19 protein-coding genes are annotated in these 26,206 nt (G+C 42.9%); 1 reads left to right on the top strand and 18 read right to left on the bottom strand.

Annotated features, from left to right (window positions below; translation table 11 throughout):
* Positions 1-157: 157 nt before the first annotated feature.
* The 11 genes from FTT94_RS03040 to FTT94_RS02990 form a co-directional block, all read right to left on the bottom strand.
* Positions 158-1,042 carry a metal-dependent hydrolase gene (locus FTT94_RS03040; RefSeq protein WP_180170209.1) on the bottom strand — a complete coding sequence of 295 codons (885 nt, stop codon included), beginning with the start codon at positions 1,040-1,042 and terminating at the stop codon, positions 158-160.
* A gap of 240 nt (positions 1,043-1,282) precedes the next feature.
* Positions 1,283-2,704 carry an FAD-dependent oxidoreductase gene (locus FTT94_RS03035; protein WP_078189374.1) on the bottom strand — a complete coding sequence of 474 codons (1,422 nt, stop codon included), beginning with the start codon at positions 2,702-2,704 and terminating at the stop codon, positions 1,283-1,285.
* A gap of 69 nt (positions 2,705-2,773) precedes the next feature.
* Positions 2,774-7,249, bottom strand: a complete 4,476-nt coding sequence (gltB, locus tag FTT94_RS03030) for a glutamate synthase large subunit (RefSeq protein WP_180170212.1) — start codon at positions 7,247-7,249, stop codon at positions 2,774-2,776.
* 446 nt (positions 7,250-7,695) lie between these two features.
* Positions 7,696-8,535, bottom strand: coding sequence for a hypothetical protein (locus tag FTT94_RS03025; RefSeq protein WP_180170208.1), 840 nt, complete (start codon positions 8,533-8,535; stop codon positions 7,696-7,698).
* 7 nt (positions 8,536-8,542) lie between these two features.
* Positions 8,543-9,625, bottom strand: a complete 1,083-nt coding sequence (gene aroB / locus FTT94_RS03020; RefSeq protein ID WP_180170207.1) for a 3-dehydroquinate synthase — start codon at positions 9,623-9,625, stop codon at positions 8,543-8,545.
* Between the two features lie 14 nt (positions 9,626-9,639).
* Positions 9,640-10,185, bottom strand: a complete 546-nt coding sequence (aroK, locus tag FTT94_RS03015) for a shikimate kinase AroK (RefSeq protein WP_078189378.1) — start codon at positions 10,183-10,185, stop codon at positions 9,640-9,642.
* A gap of 36 nt (positions 10,186-10,221) precedes the next feature.
* Complete coding sequence (gene pilQ, locus FTT94_RS03010) at positions 10,222-12,378, bottom strand: type IV pilus secretin PilQ (RefSeq protein WP_180170206.1); 2,157 nt, start codon at positions 12,376-12,378, stop codon at positions 10,222-10,224.
* Between the two features lie 16 nt (positions 12,379-12,394).
* On the bottom strand, positions 12,395-12,922 hold the full coding sequence (locus FTT94_RS03005) for a pilus assembly protein PilP (protein ID WP_078192530.1): 528 nt from the start codon (positions 12,920-12,922) through the stop codon (positions 12,395-12,397).
* Complete coding sequence (locus FTT94_RS03000) at positions 12,919-13,641, bottom strand: type 4a pilus biogenesis protein PilO (protein WP_078189381.1); 723 nt, start codon at positions 13,639-13,641, stop codon at positions 12,919-12,921. Before FTT94_RS03000 ends, FTT94_RS03005 begins: the two co-directional genes overlap by 4 nt.
* Positions 13,638-14,324 (bottom strand): PilN domain-containing protein, encoded by a 687-nt coding sequence (locus tag FTT94_RS02995; RefSeq protein WP_078189382.1) that lies wholly within the window; start codon positions 14,322-14,324, stop codon positions 13,638-13,640. The genes FTT94_RS03000 and FTT94_RS02995 overlap by 4 nt, the downstream gene beginning before the upstream one ends.
* On the bottom strand, positions 14,324-15,382 hold the full coding sequence (locus FTT94_RS02990; protein WP_078192532.1) for a pilus assembly protein PilM: 1,059 nt from the start codon (positions 15,380-15,382) through the stop codon (positions 14,324-14,326). The genes FTT94_RS02995 and FTT94_RS02990 overlap by 1 nt, the downstream gene beginning before the upstream one ends.
* A gap of 166 nt (positions 15,383-15,548) precedes the next feature.
* Between FTT94_RS02990 and ponA the strand changes: the two genes are divergently transcribed.
* Positions 15,549-18,089 carry a penicillin-binding protein PBP1a gene (gene ponA / locus FTT94_RS02985; protein WP_180111112.1) on the top strand — a complete coding sequence of 847 codons (2,541 nt, stop codon included), beginning with the start codon at positions 15,549-15,551 and terminating at the stop codon, positions 18,087-18,089.
* Positions 18,090-18,142: 53 nt separating this feature from the next.
* On the opposite strand, the gene FTT94_RS02980 is transcribed toward ponA, so the two are convergent.
* The 7 genes from FTT94_RS02980 to rsmH all read right to left on the bottom strand — a co-directional run bounded on the left by FTT94_RS02980 (position 18,143) and on the right by rsmH (position 26,160).
* Positions 18,143-18,946, bottom strand: a complete 804-nt coding sequence (locus FTT94_RS02980; RefSeq protein WP_180055437.1) for a putative RNA methyltransferase — start codon at positions 18,944-18,946, stop codon at positions 18,143-18,145.
* Positions 18,947-19,022: 76 nt separating this feature from the next.
* Complete coding sequence (gene mraY / locus FTT94_RS02975) at positions 19,023-20,141, bottom strand: phospho-N-acetylmuramoyl-pentapeptide-transferase (protein WP_078189386.1); 1,119 nt, start codon at positions 20,139-20,141, stop codon at positions 19,023-19,025.
* Positions 20,141-21,550 (bottom strand): UDP-N-acetylmuramoyl-tripeptide--D-alanyl-D-alanine ligase, encoded by a 1,410-nt coding sequence (gene murF / locus FTT94_RS02970; RefSeq protein WP_180170205.1) that lies wholly within the window; start codon positions 21,548-21,550, stop codon positions 20,141-20,143. Before murF ends, mraY begins: the two co-directional genes overlap by 1 nt.
* A gap of 9 nt (positions 21,551-21,559) precedes the next feature.
* Positions 21,560-23,056 (bottom strand): UDP-N-acetylmuramoyl-L-alanyl-D-glutamate--2,6-diaminopimelate ligase, encoded by a 1,497-nt coding sequence (locus tag FTT94_RS02965; RefSeq protein WP_180170204.1) that lies wholly within the window; start codon positions 23,054-23,056, stop codon positions 21,560-21,562.
* Positions 23,057-23,066: 10 nt separating this feature from the next.
* Positions 23,067-24,893 (bottom strand): penicillin-binding protein PBP3, encoded by a 1,827-nt coding sequence (ftsI, locus tag FTT94_RS02960; protein ID WP_078192538.1) that lies wholly within the window; start codon positions 24,891-24,893, stop codon positions 23,067-23,069.
* 12 nt (positions 24,894-24,905) lie between these two features.
* Positions 24,906-25,238, bottom strand: a complete 333-nt coding sequence (gene ftsL, locus FTT94_RS02955; RefSeq protein WP_078189390.1) for a cell division protein FtsL — start codon at positions 25,236-25,238, stop codon at positions 24,906-24,908.
* A gap of 10 nt (positions 25,239-25,248) precedes the next feature.
* A complete protein-coding gene (rsmH, locus tag FTT94_RS02950; RefSeq protein WP_180170203.1) occupies positions 25,249-26,160 on the bottom strand; it encodes a 16S rRNA (cytosine(1402)-N(4))-methyltransferase RsmH in 912 nt (303 codons plus the stop codon).
* Between the last annotated feature and the right edge of the window lie 46 nt (positions 26,161-26,206).

The following is a 26,206-nucleotide window of genomic DNA, read 5'->3' as shown; positions in this document are numbered from 1 at the left end:
TAATGGAGAAATCTAATCGGTATGTTATACCTGAGAGAAGAGTGAGGAGTTATCCAAGGGTTGTAAAAGGAAAACCTCAAAAATACCCAAGAAAAAGCCAGTCAATCTCTTAACTGACTGGCATTACCCACAACTCGGGCTTTTTTAACATTTTGAATTAACTATACAATCGCAGTGTAGTTTCAGTCTGAAAACTTTCCATTTGATATTCATCAGCAAGGCGTTCTTTCCAATATTTCACGATCTGACTGTAATCAATTTCGCTCGGATGGAATTCTGCTTTGTAATATGACAAATATTCTGGCGTCAATTGAATAAACATTTTCGCCAGCAAATATGCGCCAAAGGCATTGCCGCCAATCTTCGGCAGACTGTTTTTCTTATCCTGCAAAAATAAACGCGAAGCGGAATAAAAAGTCAGACTGGCAAAACCTGTGGTCACGCTGCGCATAATCATTCTGCGGATTTTGTCATCGCCATATACGGCCTGATAGACATCAAAAGCGACAGAACGGTGTTCGATTTCTTCAATCGCATGCCATACCCACAGCCTGACCGCATCATCATCCAGTGTGCTAAGCACTTCGGGATGCCGCAGAATATAACCGCCCAGCATTGCGGTAAAATGCTCAAAAGCGCAGGTAATCGCCAGCTGAATTTTAGGATGCAGGTTTTTGATATAGCGGTCTTTACGTGCCAACCATGCCTGGAAACGATCTAAATTATAGCTTTCACTGCGCCAAGCATCGTTAAATTCAGCATGGGCTTTGGAATGCATCGCTTCTTGCCCAATGAATGCTGCGATCTCAGCTTGCAATTTTTCATCACTGACTTTATCGCGTACATTACGCACGCTATGCACAAAGAATTGCTCACCAATGGGAAAGGTCGATGACAATGCCGTCAACAAATGCGACATCACCGGTGAGTTGGCAAAATAATGCCGGCGAATCGCTTTAGGATTGAATTGTGCTCGACGTACCGTAATGCCAATGGCTTTAGGACGATTCAGATATGTTTTTTGTGTCGTCACTTGCGTCATGGTCGCTTCCTAAGATTTAGATCATGATCGCAGTATGTAATTCCGATGTACTTTCACACATGGCAAAATGTGCTAGCACACTTGCATAATTCACCATTCTAAAGCGCTGTCTGACAACTTTGCCGTGTATTTATCTGCAAAATCCATTCACTTGTCATTTGGGGTAAATTCCAAAAAATAAAAAACCCGCCGAAGCGGGTTTTTTGAATGAATCCAGTGTAAGCACTGGCGTGTCATGACTTAAACATCTAAGTAGTCAAGAATACCTTCTGCAGCTTGGCGACCTTCCCAGATTGCGGTTACCACAAGGTCAGATCCACGTACCATATCACCACCGGCGAAAATTTTCGGATTCGATGTCTGGAACTTAAATTCTTGCTGTTCAGCAGCAATGACGCGGCCTGAACCATCCATACTGATGTTTGATGTAGTAAACCAATCTGCGGGGCTTGTACGGAAACCAAAGGCTAGCAATACTGCATCTGCTGGTAAAATTTCTTCTGAACCTGGAACTGGCTCAGGGCTACGACGACCGCGACTATCAGGCGCACCAAGCTGTGTAGTCACAACTTTAACACCCGTTACTTTGCCATTTTCACCCACAATTTCAATCGGCTGACGATTAAATTGGAAATCCACACCTTCTTCACGTGCATTTTTCACTTCACGACGTGAACCCGGCATGTTTTCTTCATCACGACGGTAGGCACAGACAACGGATTCGGCACCTTGACGGATTGAGGTACGGTTACAGTCCATCGCGGTATCACCACCACCGAGCACGATCACTTTTTTGCCTTCCATGCTGATGTATTCAGATGGATCTTTTTCCCAACCTTGCGTACGGTTGACATTGGCAATCAAGAAATCCAGTGCATCATGCACACCAACAAGATCTTCACCCGCAAAACCACCCTTCATGTAAGTATAGGTTCCCATACCCATGAATACAGCGTCGTAATCAGCCAAAAGCTGATCAATGGTCACATCTGTACCAATTTCAGTATTGAGACGGAATTCAACGCCCATGCCAGAGAAAATCTCACGGCGACGTTTCATTACGTCTTTTTCCATTTTGAATTCTGGAATACCGAAAGTCAGCAAACCACCAATTTCAGGGCGTTTGTCAAATACAACTGGTTTCACACCATTACGTACAAGAATATCGGCACAGCCAAGGCCAGCAGGACCTGCACCAATAATCGCAACTTTTTTATCTGTCCACTTAACGTGTGACATATCTGGACGCCAGCCCAATGCAAAGGCTGTATCGTTAATGTATTTTTCAGCATTACCAATGGTGACTGCACCAAAGCCGTCATTTAGCGTACATGCGCCTTCACATAAACGGTCTTGCGGGCACACACGACCACAAACTTCAGGCAAGGTGTTGGTTTGATGACACAATTCTGCTGCTTGGAAAATGCGACCTTCTGCAATCAATTTTAACCAGTTTGGAATGTAATTATGTACTGGACATTTCCATTCACAATACGGGTTACCGCAACCTAAGCAGCGGTGTGTTTGGTTTTTTGCAACTTCAGCTGTAAACGGTTTATAGATTTCCACAAATTCTGCTTTGCGGACAACTAGATCTTTTTTCTCTGGATCTTGGCGTGCTACATCCAGGAACTGAAAGTCATTATTTAGGCGCTCTGCCATGTCTCTCTCCGTGGGTAGGTGTAAGCATGTTTTGACTTACACCTGCCTATCAAATCTGCAGTAGTGGAATTATTGTGGATCAGCTTGAGTTGTTTTCAACAAAGTCTGCAAATTAGCAGCTTTTGGTTTCACAAGCCAGAATTTGCGGCTATAGAAGTCAAACTCGTTGCGGATCTTATACGCCCAAGCACTACCTGTTTCTTTAATATGTTCATCTAAGATACGGCACAAGAACTCTTTGTGTTCTTCCATCGATTCTGTAGAGATACGGTTCAATTCAATCAGTTCGTGGTTGTAATGGTCAACAAAGTCATTGTCGAGGTCGAGCACATAAGCGAAACCGCCTGTCATACCCGCACCAAAGTTATGACCCACTTTACCCAATACAGTCACGATACCACCCGTCATGTATTCACAGCAGTGGTCGCCTGCACCTTCAATCACAGCAAACGCACCTGAGTTACGTACTGCAAAACGCTCGCCTGCTGTACCTGCTGCAAACAATTTACCGCCTGTTGCACCATATAAACAGGTATTACCAATGATTGCAGTATTTTGCGTTTGGAACGGTGAACCTTTCGGTGGGAAGATCGAGATACGACCACCCGCCATACCTTTACCCACGTAGTCATTCGCATCACCTTCTAGGCTGATGTGTAAACCACCTGCGTTCCAAACACCCAACGACTGACCTGCAGTCCCTGTTAATTTAACTTTAACAGGGTGCGCTTCCATACTGAGGTTGCCATAACGTTTTGCAATCTCACCCGAAATACGCGCGCCAATTGAACGGTCACAGTTACCAATAGTGAAACCGTATTCACCGCCTGTACCTGCTTCAATCGCCGGCAGCATTTCCGCCACCATTTTTTCAGCCAAGAGACCTTTATCAAATGGTGCATTGCCTTGTACTTCACAGTACTGAGCTTTGCCTTCAGCCGCAGGATGCGATTGAAGCAATGCGCTCAAATCAAGGTGTGCATGTTTTTCAGTTTCACCTGGAAGCATTTCCAGTAAATCTGTACGGCCAATCAAATCTTTCAGACTTGATACGCCTAGCGCTGCTAACCATTCACGTGTTTCTTCCGCAATAAAGTGGAAGAAATTGATCAGCATTTCAGGCTCACCGATATAGTGTTCCTGACGTAAATGATCTTGCTGTGTTGCAACACCGGTCGCACAGTTGTTTAAATGGCAAATACGCAGGTATTTACAACCCAATGCGATCATCGGTGTAGAACCAAAACCGAAACTTTCAGCCCCAAGAATCGCTGCTTTCACAACGTCTAGACCTGTTTTCAAGCCACCATCAGTTTGTACACGGACTTTGCCACGCAGGTCATTCACACGAAGCGCCTGATGCGCCTCAGATAGACCAAGTTCCCATGGAGAACCTGCATGGTGAATTGAAGAAAGTGGAGAAGCCGCTGTACCGCCGTCATAACCAGAAATGGTAATGAAGTCTGCATATGCTTTTGCTACACCTGCCGCAATCGTACCAACACCCGGCTCAGAAACCAGCTTAACGGACACCATCGCCTGTGGGTTAACCTGTTTTAAATCGAAAATTAACTGTGATAAATCTTCAATTGAGTAGATGTCGTGATGCGGCGGCGGAGAAATTAATGTCACACCCGGTACTGAGTAACGTAAACGTGCAATTAAGCCATTCACTTTACCGCCCGGCAACTGACCACCTTCACCTGGTTTTGCACCTTGTGCCACTTTAATTTGAAGGACTTCTGCAGAAGTTAGATATGCAGGTGTCACACCAAAACGGCCAGATGCAATTTGTTTGATTTTCGAGTTACGAATAGTGCCGTAACGCGCTGGGTCTTCGCCGCCCTCACCTGAGTTCGAGCGACCACCAATAGTATTCATAGCGATTGCAATAGCTTCGTGCGCTTCAGGCGATAATGCGCCTAAAGACATCCCAGCCGAGTCAAAACGTGGCAGAATTTCTTCCACGGATTCAACTTGATCGAGTGCAATCGATTGATCTGTTTTCAGCTTGAATAAGTCACGAATCGTCGCGATTGGACGGTTATTCACTAGCTCTGCGTATTCTTTAAAGTCAGCATAATTACCAGAACGCACTGATTTATGCAGCGCATTGATCACGTCTGGGTTAAATGCGTGATATTCCTTACCGAATACAAATTTCAGCATACCGCCTTGATCGATTGGCTTACGTGATTTCCACGCCAAATCTGCCAATTTTTTCAAGTCATTTTCTAGATCAGAGAATGTTGCGCCTTTAATACGGCTCGGTACGCCAGTAAAGCATTTTGCAACCACTTCATCAGAGAGGCCGACCGCTTCAAACAACTGACCGCCCCGGTAAGAGGCAACAGTAGAAATACCCATCTTAGAAAGGACTTTCAGCAAACCTTTCTCAATGCCTTTACGGAAATTAGCTTGCGCATGGATTGGGTCACCCAGCAACTCACCTTTTGCGATCAAGTCATTGATCACATCATAAGCCAAGTATGGATAGATCGCAGTCGCACCGAAACCAAGAATCACCGCAAACTGATGCGCATCACGCGCCAAACCAGTTTCAACAATGATGTTGGCATCGGTACGTAGCCCCACATTGATTAAATAGTGGTGAACCGCGCCTGTTGCCATTAATGCATTTGCAGGTAAGAAGCCTTGACGGATTTTCTTATCAGACAATACAAGTAAAGTTTTTCCATCGCGAATCGCTTGTGCTGATTCTTCACAAATACGCGCGATAGCAACTTCTAAGCCTTCATCTTCTGCATAGTTCAGGTCGATGTCTGCAATTTCATAACCTTTACGACCAAGGGTACGGATTTGATGCATTTTCGAATTTGACAATACTGGGCTTGAAATGATCAGACGATCTGCATGCTCTGGACCTTGTTCAAATACATTTTGTTCACGGCCGAGACATGTCTCTAACGACATTACGATCGATTCACGTAATGGATCGATTGGCGGATTCGTAACCTGAGCGAACTGCTGACGGAAGTAGTCAGACACATGGCGCACTTGACGAGACAATACTGCCATTGGCGTATCGTCACCCATTGAACCCACGGCTTCCTGACCGCTTTCAGCGATTGGACGAAGCAATTGGTCACGCTCTTCAAAGGTAACCATGAACATTTTTTGTGAAGCTTTCAGGTCATCGCCTTTTAAGCCTTGATCACATAAATATTCTTCCAGCTCTGGACTGCCTTGTACACGTACTGAGTTTTCACGTAACCACTGACGGTACGGACGCATACGTTTGAGGTGATTACTCACATCTTGAGTATCGAGCATTTTGCCAGTAAAGGTATCGATCACCAAAATTTGACCTGGACCGACACGACCTTTAGATACAACGTCTTCAGGTTCATAACCCCAAACACCAATTTCTGATGCCAAGGTGATGTAACCATTTTTGGTAATTACCCAACGTGCTGGACGTAAACCATTACGGTCAAGCATACAAATCGCATGACGACCATCTTGAATTACCAGACCTGCTGGACCATCCCAAGCTTCCATATGTTTCGAGTTGAATTCGTAGAATGCACGTAAGTCAGCATCTATAGTTTCAACGTTTTGCCACGCTGGTGGAACCAACATGCGTAGCGCACGGAACAAGTCCATACCGCCACCAACAAGGATTTCCAGCATATTATCTAAGCTTGAAGAATCCGAACCTGTACGGTTTACAATTGGGTTCAGCTCAGTTAAACCTGGCAGCAATGGGTTTTCAAATTTTGGTGTACGCGCCATCGCCCAGTTACGGTTTGCGGTAATGGTATTAATTTCACCATTGTGCGCCAAGTAACGGAACGGCTGTGCCAAAGGCCAACGCGGTAATGTATTGGTTGAGAAGCGCTGATGGAATACCACGATGTGTGACTTTAAACGCTCATCAGCAAGATCGGTATAGAAGTCAGCAATCGCTGCTGGCATCATCAAACCTTTATAGCTGATCACAGTTGAGCATAAAGTAGTTACATAGAAGTATGGGTCAGCAGTCAACTGTTGTTCTGCACGACGACGTGCCATCACCAACTTACGGTTGAATTCAACCTCTGAAACACCCATTGGGCAATTCACGATAATTTGTTCAAATGCAGGCAATGACTGCATCGCGATTGAACCCAACGCATCGTTATTGGTTGGCACAACACGCCAAGCGATGACTTTACAGCCTTCGTCTTCGATTTCTTTGGTTAAAATTTGTTTTGCATGTGCGGCTAATGCAGGGTCTAGATTTAGAAATACCGTACCCACAGCAAAGATTTCACTCAATGTAATGTCACTGAGTTTTTTCGCTTCTTCACGGAAAAATTCTTTTGGCATAGCAAGGAGTAGACCACAGCCGTCACCGGTTTTGCCATCTGCGGCAATACCACCACGGTGGGTCATACAACTTAAACTATGCATTGCGGTTTTGACGAGATCATGGCTTGCATCACCCTGCATATGGGCGATTAAACCGAAACCACAGTTATCTTTAAACTCATCCGGTTGGTATAAACCTTGAGCGGGAGCTACAGTATTAGGCGATGGCATGTGCATAGCGTACCCTTCTTTTCTTTACAGCTCTTTCGAGCACTTAACAAACTAATTTCTTGTTGCGATTCGTCTTAACTTACTCACATGAATTGTTCTGTCGAGCAAAATTATTTCTTATTCACACCCTTAAGATAAACCGAATCCATCTTTGATGCATGAATAAAAAGTCAAATTTTCTGCTTTTGCAGTTCAGATCAGGGATAACGACTGGATTAATGACTTCGCACTTTTATCGAATCATTTTCGCGCCAAAACAGGGAGAAAAGTTCAATTTACGCACCAATTAAGCAATTTACATGCCAACTTGATGCATTTTCTCCTAAGATGGCTGATTACAAGCATTTTTTAGTTATAACAAATAATTCAAATTGTTCTTTTTTAATTTTATGCACTTTTTCTGTGCAGTTTAGACTTTTCCTAAGAGGTCTTGCGCTATTTTAGAACTAATTAAATGGATCGGTTACTTCTTGCTCTACCGGTGCAGGTTTTGGACGTGGTGCATCTACACTACTTTGTGATTTTTGCACATCAATCACATTTCCTTCAGCATCACGACGAGTCACCGTAGTACTTGTCGTTGCATTAGTGGGTGTTGTTACCGTCGCTGCAGCCGCCGCTTTTCGTGCGGCAATTTGCGCTTCGTCAATTTTCGGTAAAGGCACAGATTTTAATTTAACAGCATATAACTTTTGACTCGACGACATTTCTTCTGTGCCCAAATCATTCACATATGCTTGATATTGTTTAAATTCCACAACTTCAGGTTTGATTGAAGCAGGCAAAGCGATGTTGAGGCTCGACATTGCAGCTTTGGCATCATTTTGCAACGAATATGGTCCAGTTAAAATGACGTATTGCTCAGGATGGTCTTCACCAGAAAGACGTAGATAAATAAATTTGTGACGCTCAGGCTGCTTGCGTAAGAAGCTTTTTAAAATATCTTCTTCAGAAACCCGAAATAATTCAACACCATAAAGCTTGGCAGAGTCATTAATAAATTTAGTGCCGCGAAATTCTGGCTCATGTTGAGCTGTAGCAACCACACGGGTCGTCATATCAAGTGGACGCACTTCGTCATTTAATGCACCAAGATGGGACATTGCTGCCACTTTCTCTGGCTGAATTTGCAAATCCACTTCGGTTTCAGCTTGCTTTTCAACTTCAACCAATTCTTTGGTATCTGTAATCGCCCAGAAAACCAATGCAGCGAACAGACACACAGCTCCACCCACCAACCATGCGTAGTGATGAACTTTTTGCCATTGAGACTGCCGCGCTGCCATGATGTACCTACTCTGCCTGATTTGCCAAAATTGCCTGTTTCATTAACTCAACATCAAACTCTTTGGTGATGATGGCCTGACCTAATGATTTCAGTAAAATAAGTCGTAATTGCCCATTCAATACTTTTTTATCATGGGACATATACGCCAAAAATTCCTCTAGCGGAATTTTAGGGCAAACTATCGGTAATTGTGCACGTAAAATGATTTTTTTTGTACGCTCTAAATCTTCAACTGTGATCCAGCCCATACGATGGGACAAATCTGCAGCCATCACCATCCCTGTTGCAACGGCTTCACCATGTAACCATTCACCATACCCCAAGTACGATTCAATCGCATGGCCAAAGGTATGACCCAAGTTTAATAACGCACGCTCACCTTGTTCTTTTTCATCATTGGCCACAATACGCGCTTTATGGGCACATGAACGATAAACCGCTTCAGCCAACAAAGTTGCATCACCTGCAACTAAAGCATCCATATGCTGTTCAAGCCAAGCTAAGAATTCAACATCACCCAACAACGCATATTTGATCACTTCAGCCAAACCTGCAGAAAGTTCACGCGCTGGCAAAGTTTTTAATTGCGCCATATCCGCAAGGACCACTTGGGGTTGCTGAAAGGCACCAATCATGTTTTTACCCAGTGGATGGTTAATCCCTGTTTTGCCACCAACACTTGAATCCACTTGAGAAAGTAAAGTCGTCGGCACTTGAATAAAATACACACCGCGTTGATAGCATGCAGAGGCAAAACCGGTCATATCTCCAATAACACCACCACCTAATGCCAAAACCGTACAATCGCGGTTAAAGCCTGCTTCGAGCAAGGCATCAAAAATTAAATTCAAATGGTCTAAATTTTTATACTTTTCACCATCAGGCAAAATACATGTCGCAACAGTTTTCCCTAATGCCTCAATTGCTTCTACATAATGTTTTAAATAGAGCGGTGCAACTGTGGTATTAGAGACAATCATCACTTGTTTACCCTGAACATAAGGCTCAAGTAAAGTTTGTGGATCGAGGTCACTCCCAATAAAAATAGGGTAGCGACGATCACCGAGTTCAACATGTAAGGTTTGCATGAATTTAACCTTTTCTAACGAGATATATTTTGTGAAACAATTAAATTAAAAATTTTTTGCGCAAGATCTCTCGCAGCACCTTGATTGGTTTCAATAATATAGTGCGCGACTTCACGATAAAGAGGATCACGGGCAGCCAATAAATCTCGTAGCTTTTGCTCTGGATTTTCCACTTGAAGAAGTGGGCGATTTTTGTCGCGGTAGGTTCGTTGTAACTGAATTTCCACCGGAGTATATAGATAAACAACAATACCACGTTGTTTTAAAAATTCACGATTTGGGGGCTGAGTCACAGCACCACCGCCAGTCGCCAAGACCAGTTGTTTCTTTGCAGTTAACTCATCAATGACATTCGTTTCACGACTTCTAAAGCCTTTTTCCCCTTCCTTTTCAAAAATCCAAGGAATGGTCGCACCTGTTTTACGTTCAATTTCATGATCACTGTCTAGAAATTCACGTCCTAACAATTCTGCTAAATGTCGCCCTACGGTTGTTTTTCCTGCCCCCATTGGCCCTACCAAATATATATTTGGTAGGGTTTCAAACTCTTTGCTTGGCAAGGAGTCACCTATTTCTTTTGTTAAATTGAAAATATATTAATGATTTCTTGTAACACTGTCATTAACAATTCGCGGAGTAACAAAAATCAATAGCTCTCGCTTGTTATCAGATTTCAAATCTTTACGGAATAAACGACCTAGGTAAGGAATATCACCTAAAAATGGCACCTTAGTTTGAGCATTACGTGTTTCCTGTTCAAAAATACCCCCCAAGACCACAGTCTCACCATTATCAATCAAAACATTGGTATTAATTTGATTTTTATTAATCGTCAATTGACCTGTCGGTGTCGGGTTTCCTGGAGTATCGCTAGTAATATTGAGTAGCATTTGAACTTTACCGTCAGGCGTAATACTTGGCGTAACATCCAAGCTCAGTACAGCATCAATAAACTCGGTTTTTGAAACTGGATTTACACCACCTTCTGATGATTGATATGGAATCTGTGTACCAGATGAAACTTTAGCCATCTGCTTGTCTGCAGTTAGTACTTTAGGTGTGGAAATCACTTCCCCATAACCATCTGCTTGTAAAGCTGAGAGCTCTAAATCCAGCATAAAGTCAGACAAGCTAATTAAACCAAAAGCAATACGACTCGCACCTTGACTGGTTACACCTAAGTCAACGTTCAAGTTACTTGGACGTTGAATGGTATATTTCCCATCATCATCCGGAGTTTTTAAGTCCCAAAGTGTCGTATCACTACCACCCACCAATAAATGGTCATTTTGGTTAATCCCTTGTGACAGGATGCCCCATTTCACTCCCATCTCTTTAGTAAAATCCGTTGTTGCACGAACTATACGTGCTTCAACCATCACCTGTTTCACCGGAATATCCAGCAAATCGACCATTTTACGAATTTTATCGATATTTTGTGCAGTATCATTAATAATCAGTGTATTTGTACGCGTATCTGCAGAAATCGTTCCGCGTGGACTTAACAAATTACCCCGATCATCATCAGCATTATTACTATTATTTGACGAACCGCTATTACCCGCAGTTTTAGACTGCGTAATCAGCTTCTCTATCTCAGCAGCTTTTGCATAGCTTAACGTTAAATATTCAGTCTGTAATGGTGCCAACTTCATACTTTGACGTAAGGCTTTTGCTTCTTCTTCTTCCGCTTTAATCAACTCAGATACAGGCGCAATCCAAATCACATTACCATTACGACGTTTGTCCAAATTCTTGGTTTTCAATACGATATCTAGTGCTTGATCCCAAGGCACATCTTTTAAGCGAAGTGTAATATTTCCTTGAACCGTATCAGCAGCAACCATATTGATTTCAGTGAAATCAGCCAAAAGTTGCAGCACACGACGTACTTCAATATCTTGGAAGTCTAATGAAATCTTCTTACCGGTATAATGATTGGCAGCTTTAGGACGTAATGGATTCTTATCTTCCGGACGTTTCAAACTTACCGTTAATTTATTATCAGTTTGGTACGCCATATATTCATAGCTGCCCGTCGACTGAATGGTAATCACACCATTACCGCCATCATTATGTGCATCTACCGTTGCAACAGGTGTTGCAAAATCATTGACATTTAAACGGCGAGTCAAATGTGCAGGTACTTTATTGCCTAAAGTACGGATCACCACTTTACTGCCTTGCTGTTGAACATCAACGGGAGTATTTCCACCGAGTAAATCAACAACAACTTGACCTTCACCATTAGAACCACGGTGGAAACCAATATTTGAGATGCCCTGTTGCTGACGTTGTGCTACAGGCTGTACATAATTTGCAGCTTGTGCAGAGTTGATTTTTAAAATAAAGGTATTACCTTCAACACGCGTGGTAAAAGCGCCAGCATTGGCTAAATTTACCGTTAAGCGCGCACGTTGTGCATCCGAACTCACATCCACAGTGCTCGCTTCAGCCGTTGCCACAGGAATTGAACTTTGTTTTAAATTTTGTTGTGCTTTATCAAAGTCTAAAACCAATCGTGATGGTTGATCGAGTTGATAAGCTTGTGGTTGCGGCGGCAAGCCATTAAATATCACGCGAATTTCAGTCCCTTGACCTGGAATTTGCATTGGTACCACATTGGTTACACTCACCTGAGCATTGGCAACTTGCATCATCGCCATTGCAACAGCCCCCATCGAAAACTGACGAAACACATGATTCATTGTATTGCCATCCCCAAAAATAAAATCTTGTACACTATTCTTCATTTTTATTCCTTTAAGCTTAAGGTGCTGGTCCAATTAATATGAGACTTCTAGGACGCTCTACATATCCTTCTCGCCCATCCGGAATAATCTCAATCAAATCAATTTGAGTCGGGGTAATATTTACCACTCGACCATGATTGAGCCCCATATAACTTCCACGTTGAATACGCTCAACTTCACCATCAGGTGTCTGAATCAAGGCTAATATTTGCCCAGATTGGTTACGCATACTCCCCTTCATATTCAGGGTTTCGAGTGCATAACTCTCCAAAGGTTGAGGCTGACGACTCAAGTTTGGATAAACACGCTTGCCTGCCATGATTTTAAGTTCTGCTGCCAATGAACTTGGCAAGAACGGACTTTTTAAAGAGTGCGCCGCATAATTAAAAGTTTCGACAGGTACAAAATCTGGCGCAGGTTCAATCGCTAGTGGAGCTTGATTGCGTATATTTGCCATCTCTTGATTGACCACATCAATACGTGATTCACAACCAGCCAATACAAATCCAACCATCACAGAAAGTGCCAATTTATTCATTTTCATTTTGGAGCCTCCTGTGTGCTTGCTGAATCTGCAGCTTTCGCAGCACTTTCAGTATTTCCTTCGTAACGATATGTTTTCGCAGAAATTACATAATCAATTTTTGGAATATCTGAGTTCTTTTCTTTATTTTCAGTTGCTGTAATCGTTAAATTATGCAAAGTCACAATCCGTGAAAGCCCGGCAATGCCACTAACAAATGAACCAAAGGCATGGTAATCACCCGTTGCTTCGATATGAATTGGCTGTTCCGTAAAGAACTCTTGCTTCACTTCAGGTTCAAGACGAATAATTTTAAATTTCAGTCCAGAATTCACGCCTGTTAAGTTGATATCTTCAACCAAACCTGGAATTTCAGTTTCTTTCGGCAATTGTTCTAATTGTTGATTAAAACGTGCTTCCATATCCTGCAACTGCAACTGATATTGTTGCAAATTACGTAGTTTTGAATCTTTTTCACGAAACTCATTCAACAAATTTTGTTCTTGTGCATTGGCACTTGAAATAGCTTCAATCTTGCCTTTAATCGCCAAGAAATAGCCCAAAATTGCCACAAGAATAATGATAAAAATCCAACAGGTAATTTTGACTGAAATTGGCCAACTACCATAGTTATTCGGATCTAGCGTATTGAACTGCTGTACAAACTTATCAAAAGTCATTTTCTTTTTCGGAATGACCACAGCATCTTGATTCAATTGTTCAAATTCATCACGACTCATTTTGCAGCCTCCGGAGTTGGTGTTGCTGCAGTTTGTGCGTCAGATGTTTGCGCCGATGAAGCTGACTGTCCTGCATTTGCTGCTGGATCATTAATGGTCGGCTGCGCAATTTGCTCCAAATCAGCAGTCACAGTAAATGCACCATAAGATTCTTCTACGCGAGGAACCACTGACGTTGGCGCTTTGTCTTTTTTCTCTTCAGCCACAAGGAATGAGCTCATGAAGGCATTACGATACCAAGGCGATGCTTCCAAATTACGCAGTAAATCTGCAACAGTATTTGGACTTTCCGCACGCCCTTCGATCATAAATTTGTCGCCATTACGCTCAAATTTTGTGATGTACATATTGGCAGGTGTCACACGAACCAATTCATCTACAAGATGTACTGCGATTGGACGTTGACCTTGTAAGCCTTGAATCAACTTCATGCGTTCAATAATGGCATTACGCTGTTCTTGCAAACCGTCCAAAGACTTTAATTGAACATCTAAGTTTTGGTTATGACTGATAATCAATTGGTTCGCTTGTTCTTGATCTTTTAATTTGTGATCAAAGTACAACCATGTTAAACCAACCCCAATTACCCCAATTAAAAAAGCCCCAATACAAAGTGCAATAAATTCTTTTTTTCGTTTCTCTCTTAGCTCATCACGCCAAGGGAGCAAGTTAATTTTTGCCATTAATCAAAACTCCTCAATGCTAGACCGCATGCCACCATGAGTGATGAGGCATCATTTTCAATTTTTTTAATATCAATTTGAGGTGAAAAACCCATTTGTAAGAATGGATTGGCAATCGTGACACGGTAACCCAATTTTTGTTGAAGTAGTTTTGCAAGCCCCGGAATATTGGCATTCCCCCCTGCCAATAAAATGTGGTCAATTTCGTTGAACTGTGAAGATGAGAAGAAGAACTGTAAAGAACGTGCTGCTTGTTGAACGACAGCTTCTAAGAAGGGTTCTAAGACTTCGATATCATAATCATCTGGCAAGGCACGTGTTTTTTTCGCACGACCCGCTTCTTCGAAAGACAATGCATAGCGATTTTGAATTTCCTGCGTCAATTGTTTGCCACCAAACACTTGCTCACGGGTATAAATCACTTTGTTATTCTGCATGACAGATAAGGTCGTCATACTATGACCAATATCTAAAATACCCACGGTATTCACACCCATTGGCAAAGTATCTGAGAAAACTTTAAACGCATTTTCAATTGCAAAGCTTTCTACATCGCCAATTTTTGGTGTAAGACCAGCAAGCTGAATGACTTCCGCACGCGCTTCGACATTTTCAATACGCGTAGCGACAAGCAAAACATTGACACGATTTGGGTTGGACAGACGATCTGGCAAGACCTCAAAATCAAGGCTCGCTTCATCAAGTGGGAACGGAATATATTGCTCAGCATCATCACGAATCTGAATTTCACGTTCATCATCGTTCATATCTGCGTCCATTTCGATGATTTTTGTAATCACCATCGACGTTGGAACCGCCAAAGCTGCATTAGTGGTCTGCGTATTGGCCAAATTAATTGCGCGCTCTAAACAGTCACCGACAGCTTCCGGATTCAATATGTTCTTTTCAACAACACTTCCTTCTGGTAACGGGACCAAAGCATAGCTTTCTACCCAATACCGTCCACTTTTTACAGAAAGTTCCAAAACCTTAACAGAAGTCGAACTAATATCTACTCCTATTAACCCCTTATTTGGCTTACGATATAACCTGAGCACAATATAATTCCTATTATTTTTTTATCCCCAAAAAAAATTAACCCACTAATTAGCATTGGTCTATAATTTTATACAGATACAATAACTCATCTAACAATCCGTATATCGAAAGGATATACTGACCACCAATTAGTTTGCCATTAGCTCTTATTAAAACTTACTTGTTATGAAAAAGCTATCTTGTTCAGGCCTTGTTCATCCATTTTTTTTGGCCATTATTATTATTTTGGTCGCAATTCCAATGGGTTTCTATGGCATGTATCTCTATATTGCCCCGTCTTTGCCTGAAATGTCCATCTTAAAAAAGGCTCCATTATTAAAACCATTACAGGTTTATAGTGCTGATAATGAGCTGATTGCAGAATATGGTGGCAAACTTTCGGTCCCTGTAGAGTACGACCAAATCCCGTCTCATTTCATTCATGGCTTTTTAGCTGCGGAAGATTCTTCGTTTTTTGAACACAGCGGTATTAGTTTCAAAGGATTGGGGCGTGCCGTCAGTGAAAGTATTACCGGTTCCGATGTGCAAACCGGTGGTTCAACCATTACCATGCAGGTTGCAAAAAACTATTATCTGACTCCAGAGCGTACTTTAAAACGTAAACTGACCGAAGTTTTCCTTGCTCGAAAAATTGAACAAAATCTAAGTAAAGAAGAAATTTTAACGCTGTATGTCAACAAAATCTTTTTAGGAAAAAATGCCTACGGGATCGCAGCAGCAGCAAAAATTTATTATAACAAGAGCCTGCAAGATTTAAGTTTGGCTCAAATGGCAATGATTTCAGGCTTACCTAAAGCACCTTCAAAATACAATCCTGTAGCCAACCCAAAACGTGCTTTAGAGCGTCGTAATTGGATTTTAGGCCGTATGTTGCAATTGGGGTATATCAATCAATCTGAATATCAAAAAGCGATTGCTGAACCGATTAATCTCGATATGCCTGACCGCGGGGTCAGCAACAAATTCCCCTACGTCGGGGAAATGGTTCGCTCTGAGCTCGTAGAAAAGCTTGGTGAACAAGCGACGGATTCTGGCTATAAAGTCTACACCACTATCAACAGCCAACGCCAAGCCTATGCTGAGCAGGCTGTACAAGAGGGTCTCGAAGCTTACGATAGACGACATGGTTGGCGTGGTGCAGAAGCACATGATGAACCCTTAAAAAACTTTATTCCATATGCCAACACCTATCCTGCCGAAGTAACCAAAGTCAACAACACCAGTATCGAAGTGTTGATGCAAGACGGCAGTAGTGTGACAGTTCCATGGTCAGGTCTGTCTTGGGCACGTCCCTATCGCAATGCCAATAGTGTAGGCAATGCGCCAAGCAAAGCCTCACAAATTGTTAAAGTAAAAGATATTATTCGCCTACGTCCGAATGCTGATAAAAGCTCATGGGCTTTGGTGCAAATTCCAAAAGCGCAAGGTCAATTAATTGCACTTAATCCCAACAATGGTGGTATTGAAGCCATTGTGGGTGGTTATAATTTTTATCAATCTAAATTTAACCGTGCTCTACAAGGCTGGCGTCAGCCGGGTTCAACCATTAAACCCTTTGTTTATGCTTTAGCACTTGAACGTGGCATGACTCCGTATTCCATGGTCAATGACAATCCAATTACGATTGGCAAGTGGACGCCTAAAAACTCTGACGGTCGCTATTTAGGGATGATACCTCTACGCCGTGCCCTCTATTTATCACGTAACACAGTTTCAGTACGCTTATTACAAGTCGTCGGGATTGAACGTACTCGCCAATTATTTATGGATTTTGGCTTACAAGAAAACCAAATTCCAAGTAACTACACCATTGCTTTAGGTACCCCACAGGTGTTGCCGATTCAAATGGCGACAGGTTATGCGACTTTTGCCAACGGTGGATATCGTATTCAACCCCATTTTATTAGCCGTATTGAAGATGCTTATGGCAAAGTCATTTATCAAGCCAATCCTGAATATGCATGTATTCAATGTATCAATCAAAAGGACGAAGTTGAATCTGCAGATCCGACCACGCCGGATGATGAAGTGATTGAAGTCACCAATCAGGATAACAAGCCCGCTGAATCAAAAATTTCCGATACTGAAGCAGCAAACTATAAACAAGCTCAGCGGATTTTGAAGTCAAGTTCAGCCTTTGATATGGCGAACATCTTGCGTGACGTGATCCAACACGGTACAGGTCGTGCGGCTTTAAAAATTGGTCGCGGTGATTTAGGCGGTAAAACCGGTACAACCAATGATGCAAAAGACGCGTGGTTTGCTGGATTTAATGGAAAATTGGTCACTGTGGCTTGGGTCGGTTTTGACCAACCCTCTACTTTAGGTCGCCGTGAATATGGTGGTGTTGCAGCATTGCCTATTTGGTCAGATTTTATGGCGAAATCACTTAAAGGCACACCTGAAGCTTGGGTGCGTTTAGACACCCATGCCAAGAATCCAATCAACCGTAATTCGGCTAAAGCGACTCAAGGTCAACCTGAACAAGATCGTGCAGCAACGCCACCAATGGCTCAACCGCTGTATCGTCCTGCTCCTGTTGCACCGAAGCCTCAGGCTTCGCAAAATGATTTTGACGACCTTCCTGGGTCTACTGAAACCAATCTTGCACCGACTCGAACTGCGCCTCCGCCAATGCAGCCTAAACCACAAGGTGCAGAGCATAAAACGGACGCACTTGATCATCTCATCGATCAAGTTCAGTAAATACTGCATAAAAAAAGCCCTCAAACGAGGGCTTTTTTATCACTTCCAATGCATTATTTCTTTTTAAAGAGATAAATTTGATACTGCGCTTGCAACTCAAATTGTTCATTTTTTTCTAGAGCTTCTCGACGCTCAGCTTTCACTTTATAGGCATAAGGCGTCATTGCAATTAAGTTTTTGAGATCCTGCTGAGAAAGTGACATTTTCGCTTGAACCACTTGTTCACTTTCCAATTCAAAATCATTCGCCAGTTGTTCCACAAATTTATGCGGTTCATGTAGTTTTACTTCTTCAAACAGGGCTTCACGCATTGCATAAAGATGCTCTGGCGCAGGTGTGACCACCATCAAGTGCCCTTCAGGCTTTAACACACGAAGGATTTCTTCTTGAGGAATAGGACTAAATAAACTCGTACACAAGTCAATCGAATGATCTAATACAGGTAAGGTTGCCCCTGTCCCAACCACCCAAGTCACCTCTTTATTCAGTTTAGCGGCCACTTGTACTGCATTTTTAGCGATATCGACACCCACACACTGTAATACTTCAGCTTGCATCGCATCGGTGTAATAGCCTTCACCACAGCCAATATCCAACAAGTTTTCAACCCTTAATTTTTGAATCAAAGCCACCACTTCCTGTTGCAGAGGTGCATAGTGACCGGCACTCAAAAACGCACGACGCGCCTGTACAGATTCTGGCGTATCGCCTGGGTTTTTACTGTGTTTATGCTGAACCACATGTAAATTGACATAGCCTTGTTTTGCAACATCATAGCTATGATTATTTTCACAGCGCCATGTCCGCTCTGTGAGTTTTAATGCTTCACGGCATACAGGACACATCAACAGGTTCATCATTTACTCCACTATATTTTGAAATAAAAAAACCGGCATCTGTGGGAGCAAATGCCGGTTTCGTTTATTTATTTGCTTAACGTAATTTTAAAGTCATTAGACCCAAAACTACCAGCATAATTGTAATAATCCAGAAACGAATCACCACCTGCGTTTCACGCCATCCCTTTTTTTCATAGTGATGGTGTAGCGGTGCCATTAAGAATACACGCTTGTTCCGCATACGCAGCGAGCCAATTTGCAAGAAGACAGAAATAGCTTCAACCACAAAGACACCGCCCATAATGGCAAAAACGATTTCTTGACGAACCATGACTGCAATCGTACCGAGCATCGCACCTAGAGATAAGGCACCGACATCACCCATAAACACTTGAGCAGGATGTGCGTTAAACCATAAGAATGCCAAACCAGCACCGATCATTGCCGCACAGATCACGACAAGTTCAGATGCGTATTTCACATAAGGGATATGTAAATAATCGGCAAAACGAACATCACCAGCCAGATAAGCAAATACACCTAAACCTGCGGCAACCAGAACGATTGGCATAATTGCTAGGCCATCTAAACCATCGGTTAAGTTCACAGCATTAGATGCGCCGTTAATCACCAAATAAGTAAAGACAATAAAGCCAATACCGAGTGGAATAATAGACAATGGAATGCTAATTTCTTTAAAGAATGGAATCAGCAGATCCAACATATTTGAGGTATGTACTGGGTTTGCTTGCTGTGTCGCAATCACATAGAGCGCAATACCGGCGCCTAACGATGCCACAGAAGTCCAAAAGAATTTCTTCTTCGCAGGCAGACCGGCATTGTCTTTATAACGGATTTTAATCCAGTCATCGGCCCAGCCAACAGCACCAAAGATCACCATCACGCCAAGTACAATCCATACATAAGGGTTTGAAAGATCGGCCCAAAGTAAGGTTGAAATCCCAATAGATAGTAAAATCAACACACCGCCCATAGTCGGTGTGCCCATTTTTTTGGCATGATTTTCAGGTGCAAATGAACTGACTGCCTGACCATATTTGAGAGCTTGCAATTTGCGGATCATCACAGGTCCAAGCAACAGACCAATGGCCAATGCCGTTAAGACACTGAGTAGTGAACGAAGCGTTAAATAACGAACAACCTGAAACGAGCTGTGATAACCCGCAAGCTGCTCAAATAACCATAACAGCATTAAAGTTTCTCCATCAATTCAGCCATCAAAGTTTCCATGTGGGTATAACGAGAACCTTTAAACAGGAAACTCATGGACTGAGGCTGATGTGTTTTGACTAGACTAATTAATAACGGTAAAGCCTGTTCTTGAGTAAGAAAGGCCTGTAATTTTTTACCATATTGTGTACTGCGCGCGCCTTCTTGCACAGCAGGTGAAAACTCACCGACAGCAACGACAAATTGAAGACCAGCGTGTGACACAAGGTCACGTCCCAACATGTAGTGCTGCTGTGCAGCAGATGAACCTAACTCACCAATATCCCCAATGACCATGACTTTGATGCCATCTTGCTGCGCAAGTACATCAGCAGCAGCACGCATTGAGGTTGGATTTGCATTGTAAGTATCATCAATAAACAAATAATCTTTATGTTGAATAAAGTTTAGACGGCCTTTGGCACCTGTCGCATGTTCAAGCCCCACAACGATATCATCTAAACTCACACCAATCGACAACGCGAAAGCTGCGGCTGCAGTGGCATTTTGCACATTATGTTCACCAGCAAATGGCAGTTGAACTGGACGTGAACCTTGCGGCGTATTTAAGATAAAACGAGAAGATTGAGCCTGAAGTTCAATCTCAGTCGCAAAGACATCCCCGCCCTGACCAAAACTCATTACTTGCTCAGTTTGCACAGCTTGACGAATGGCATCTGTAAAATCATCTGCCGCAGGCACAATCGAAGTTCCTGTTTTCGCTATATGTGCATAAATTTCAGACTTGGCACGACAGATGCCATCACGCCCACCAAATTCACCCATATGAGCGGTGCCAATATTTAAAATTCCGGCAACCTGAGGCTGTACCAAATTTGAGGTGTAATCAATTTCACCTTTATGACTGGCACCAAGCTCCATCACGGCATACTGATGTTCTGGACGCAACTCAAGTAACATCATCGGCACACCAAGGTCATTATTTAAATTACCGCGCGTAATTAATGTTGGTGCAAGACGAGAAAGGATACTCCCGAGCATCTCTTTGGTTGTGGTTTTACCACTGCTTCCTGTCAAGGCAATGACTTTTAAAGCTGGGTTTTGGGCACGACGAAATGCACCCAAATGTCCAAGCGCCAAACGTGTATCTGCAACCACCAACTGACAAATATCCACATCGACCGGATGACTCACAATGGCAATTTCACAACCCTTTTCAGCCACTTGAGCAAGGAAGTCATGCGCATCAAAGCGTTCACCTTTCAGGGCAAGAAAAGTATCGCCTTGCTCTGCATGACGTGAATCGGTCAAAATTCGTTTCACAGGACCTGTCGGCGCTTGATTATTATGCCAGTGACCTCGTGTCGCTTGAACCAACTGTTCGGCAGTCCATGGTTCTAATGGAACCGTACTGGTCGTTGAAGTATGCATATCTGTTTCCTATTGCGCTGGATAAGCCGAGTCAGTGTTGTGATGCTGTGAATCAATCGCTGATTTCGCTTCCACCACATCATCAAACCAATGTTGAACTCCATCAATTTCTTGATAGTTTTCATGGCCTTTACCAGCAATCACCACAATATCACCCGCTTGCGCATGGTTGACTGCGAATTTAATCGCTTCACGGCGGTCATGGATTTCATGGACAGTTTTTCCAGTGAAATCAATACCAGCCTTCATATCTGCAAAAATTTGTTCTGGGTTTTCAGTACGTGGATTATCTGAGGTAATCAACGCAATATCTGCATGGTTTAATGCCGCTTGTGTCATCAATGGACGCTTACCACGGTCACGATCACCACCACAGCCAAACACCGCCCATAGCTGTTGCGATACATGACGTTTTAAAGTCTGTAACACTTGAATCAAGGCATCTGGTGTATGTGCATAATCCACCACAAACAGGCGTTCATCATCACGAATCACTTGCATACGACCCGGTGCACCTTTTAACTCGGGCGCAGTTGCGATCAAGGCAGATAAGTCAAAACCCGCTTGCTCCGCTGAAATTAAGCTCGCCACAATATTTTCAATATTGAAGTGTCCCAATAATGGACTTTGCACCACAAATTCAGCTTGAGCAGTACGCAATTTAAATTGTGCGCCCGTTAAGCTGTATTGAATATCCGTCACTTGATAATCCGCAGCCTGACGCGTTGAATAAGTCAAAATTTTAGGCTGAGCCGGGTTTTGGCGTGCGGCATTCAGCATCACTTCTGCATGTTCATCATCGAGATTGATGACTGCAACTTTGAGCGATGGAAACTGAAACAAACGTGATTTCGCTTCAGCATAGGCTTCAAGGGTTTTATGATAATCCAAATGGTCACGACTTAAATTGCTATAAGCGGCAATTTCAATTGCACAGCCATTTAATCGGCCTTGTTCTAAGCCATGCGAACTTGCCTCAATGGCAGCAAACTCTGCTCCCTCAAGTGCATATGCATGCAACGCATTTTGCATATGCAACGCATCTAAAGTGGTGTGAGATGAGGCTTCTAAATTCGGTAAAATTCCGTTACCAGTGGTTCCCATCACTGCACATTTTTTGCCTTGCAGCATGAGTAATTCAGCGATTAAACGAGAGATCGTGGTTTTACCATTGGTACCCGTCACTGCCAAAATTCGTGCAGCTTGAGCTGGTTGAGTCGCCTGTAAATATTGCTTTTGCCACTGCCCCATCAATTGACGCACATCCGCGATCACGACACTTTGATCCAAGCCCAAATCAGTTTCTGAAATGACAGCCAACGCGCCATTCTCTAACGCTGCACGTGCAAATTGTGCTGTTTTTTCAGGTTGCGAAAACGAAGTCAGGGCAATAAATATTTGCCCTGCTGTAACTTTGCGACTATCCAGATTGAAGCCCTGAAAGGATTGCAACATCCATTCAGCGGGCTGTTCAACGGTGTATAGATCTTGAAACGTAATTTTCATTCATCACCTATTACTGGATCTTAGGAGTGTCTAAAGGTTTATCTAATGGTACGTTCATTAAACGTAAAGATTCTTGCATTACACGAGCGAAAACTGGTGCAGCCACCAGACCACCGTAATACTGACCTGTCGGGTTTTCCACCACAACAATCATGGCCAAACGTGGATCACTCACTGGTGCAACACCGGCAAAGAGTGCTCGATATTCTGAAGTCGAATAGCCTTTACGGTCTGCACGTAATTTATGTGCTGTACCAGTTTTACCTGCCACGCGATAACCCGGAATATTGGCTTGACGTGCCGTACCACCCGGTAAGGTCACCGCTTCCATCATTAAAAGCACTTGATCAGCAATTTTAGGGTCAACCATCTGCTCACCTTTCGGCTTTTCCTCAAGCTTGTACAAGCTCAGTGGCATTTTGACGCCTTTGTTGGCAATCATGGCATAAGCATCAGCCAGTTGAAGCACTGTAGCGTTCAAACCATAACCATAAGCCATGGTCGCTACTTCTGACACATTCCATTTACTCTTCGGCAAAATCAGACCAGCACTTTCGCCGGGGAATTTCACCGCTGAACGTTGACCAAAGCCAAGACGTTGATAGAACGTTGGTAATGTTTCATAAGGGAGAGATAAAGCGATTTTTGCCACACCGACGTTAGACGATTTTTGAATAATGCCGCCCAAAGTCAGAGGGCCATAGTTATGCGTATCTCGGATAGTATGATTCCCTACACGCATAGAACCGGGTGTGGTATTTACAACGGTATTTGCCGTGTATTTACCGCTTTCCAATGCCATTGCCACGGTCAATGGCTTCATGGTTGAACCTGGCTCAAAGGAGTCAATCGCACCACGGTTACGCATAGCATCTTTATTTAAGACACCTTTTTTATCATTCGGGTTGTACGACGGCCAAGACGTCATCGCTAAAATTTCACCTGTTTTGACATCCACGGCAATCGCGGTTGCAGAACGTGCGTTATTGGCTACGCCGGCTGCAGTCAACTCACGATACATAATGTATTGCAAACGTGAATCAATACTCAGCGTGATATTTTCACCCGACTCAACCTCTTTCACGATCTCAGGGTCTTTAACGCGGTTGCCTTTTTTATCTCGGACAATTTGCTGCGCACCATCTACGCCTGCAAGACGTTCATTCAATTGCATCTCTAAACCTTCGATGCCCATACCCTCACTATTGGTTAAACCAATAATTTGTGAGTTTGGCTGAGGCTGTGGATAGTAGCGCTTATAGTTTTTCTCGGTATATACCCCCTGAAAGTCACGTTTCATGATCAATTCAGCTTGTTGTGGTGGCACTTCTTTCTTTAAAACTAAATAACGTGAACGTGGACGCTCATTCATTTTGCGTCTCAATTCAGCACGATCCATCCCTACAGCATCAGCGAGTTCATCTAAATTCAGATTTTTATCTGGTAATTGACGTTTTAACTTACGATTGTTTGGATCTTTAGCCAATTCGGCCGTAATTTCTTCAAAGAGTTTTTTATTGTCAAAATAATCACGTGGATCGATCACGATTTTCATGATCGGAGTACTAATGGCCAAAGGAACGCCGTGACGGTCATAGATTACACCGCGCATGGCTTTTAAGGTTTCAGTTCTTAAAATTTTGGCATTGGCTTTATTTTGTAAAAAGTCTTTGTTGATGATTTGTACATAAAAAGCCCGACCGACCAATGCAATAAAGCACAGTAAAACCACTGCCCACATCAAGTGATAGCGCCACATCTCCACCGAAATGGCTGTACGACCAGTAACAGACTGCTGTTTTTTACGCGGAGTTTGTTTGTTTCTCTTTTCAACCATGTGACCGGCAGCCTATTTTTTCTGTTCTGGAGTTTGTGGCAATGAAATAACAACGGTTTGTGCAATAGGAGGCGAATACATCCGTAATTGGGTAACTGCACGTGTCCCAATTTGGGCTGTTGCACCGAAAGTTTGTTGTTCGATCAGCAAACGTCCCCATTCTGCGTTGAGGTCATCCCTTTCACGCATATAGGTACTCAATTGACGATAATCTTGGCGATATTCAAAGACTTGAAACACTACCATAATCGCACTCACAAAAACCAAGAGCAATAAAATGCCATATGTAATGATTTTCTTCGACTGCGATTGATCAGAGTTTTTTTCGATTGCTTCGGTTTTCATTCTTTGCCTTTTAAGCTAAACGCTCTGCCACACGAAGCCAAGCACTACGAGATCGCGGATTGGCTTTAACTTCTTCTTCACTTGCTTTAATTCGTGACACTTTTTTTAAGCGGCGGGTATCTTCGCGTTTTTGTGGTAAACCCCAGCCTGTGTCTTCTGCAAGTGTAGATTCTTTTTGAATAAATTGTTTAATTAAACGATCCTCTAAAGAGTGGAAACTGATCACTGCAAGAGTGCCTTCAGGTTTCAGCATATCCACCGCTTGAGGTAAGAAGATATCAATATCGTCGAGTTCTTTGTTAATAGCAATACGAATTGCTTGGAAAGTTCGTGTCGCTGCATGTTTATTTTTTTCCCATTTCGGGTGGGCAACTTTTACGATTTCTGCCAATTGAGCTGTAGTTTCAATATACCCTGCCGCTTTAATCGCTTTGGCAATACGGCGGCTATAACGTTCTTCACCATATTTAAAAATAATATTGGCCAAATCTTCTTCTTCAATATCAACCAACCACTCTGCGGCTGTTGGACCTTGTGAGTTGTCCATACGCATATCAAGTGGGCCATCTTTCATAAAGCTAAAGCCACGCTCTGCTTGGTCTAACTGTGGAGATGACACCCCTAAATCCGCCATAATACCGTCGACCAAATCGATACCACGACTACGCAGTTCTTCTTTTAAATCGGCAAAACTGGCGTGAATAATTTTAAAACGCGCATCTTCTTGTTCTAATTCTGCTGCAACGACCAATGCTTGCGGGTCTTTATCAAAGGCATAAACACGTGCATTTTCATCTAATTTAGACAGTAATAAACGCGTATGACCGCCACGCCCAAATGTGCCATCTACGAAAATTCCTGTATTGCGATCTGCCAGTAAAGCATCAACAGTTTCATGAAGTAATACAGAAATATGCGACATAAGGGTTCGTTCAACACAGCTAAAAATGTAACTGCACATTATTACC

Origin of the sequence: Acinetobacter sp. YH12027, from assembly GCF_013420085.1 — a bacterium.
Taxonomy (GTDB): domain Bacteria; phylum Pseudomonadota; class Gammaproteobacteria; order Pseudomonadales; family Moraxellaceae; genus Acinetobacter; species Acinetobacter amyesii.
Note: the sequence above shows the minus strand (reverse complement) of the source record. Positions and strands in the feature narration are given on the sequence as shown.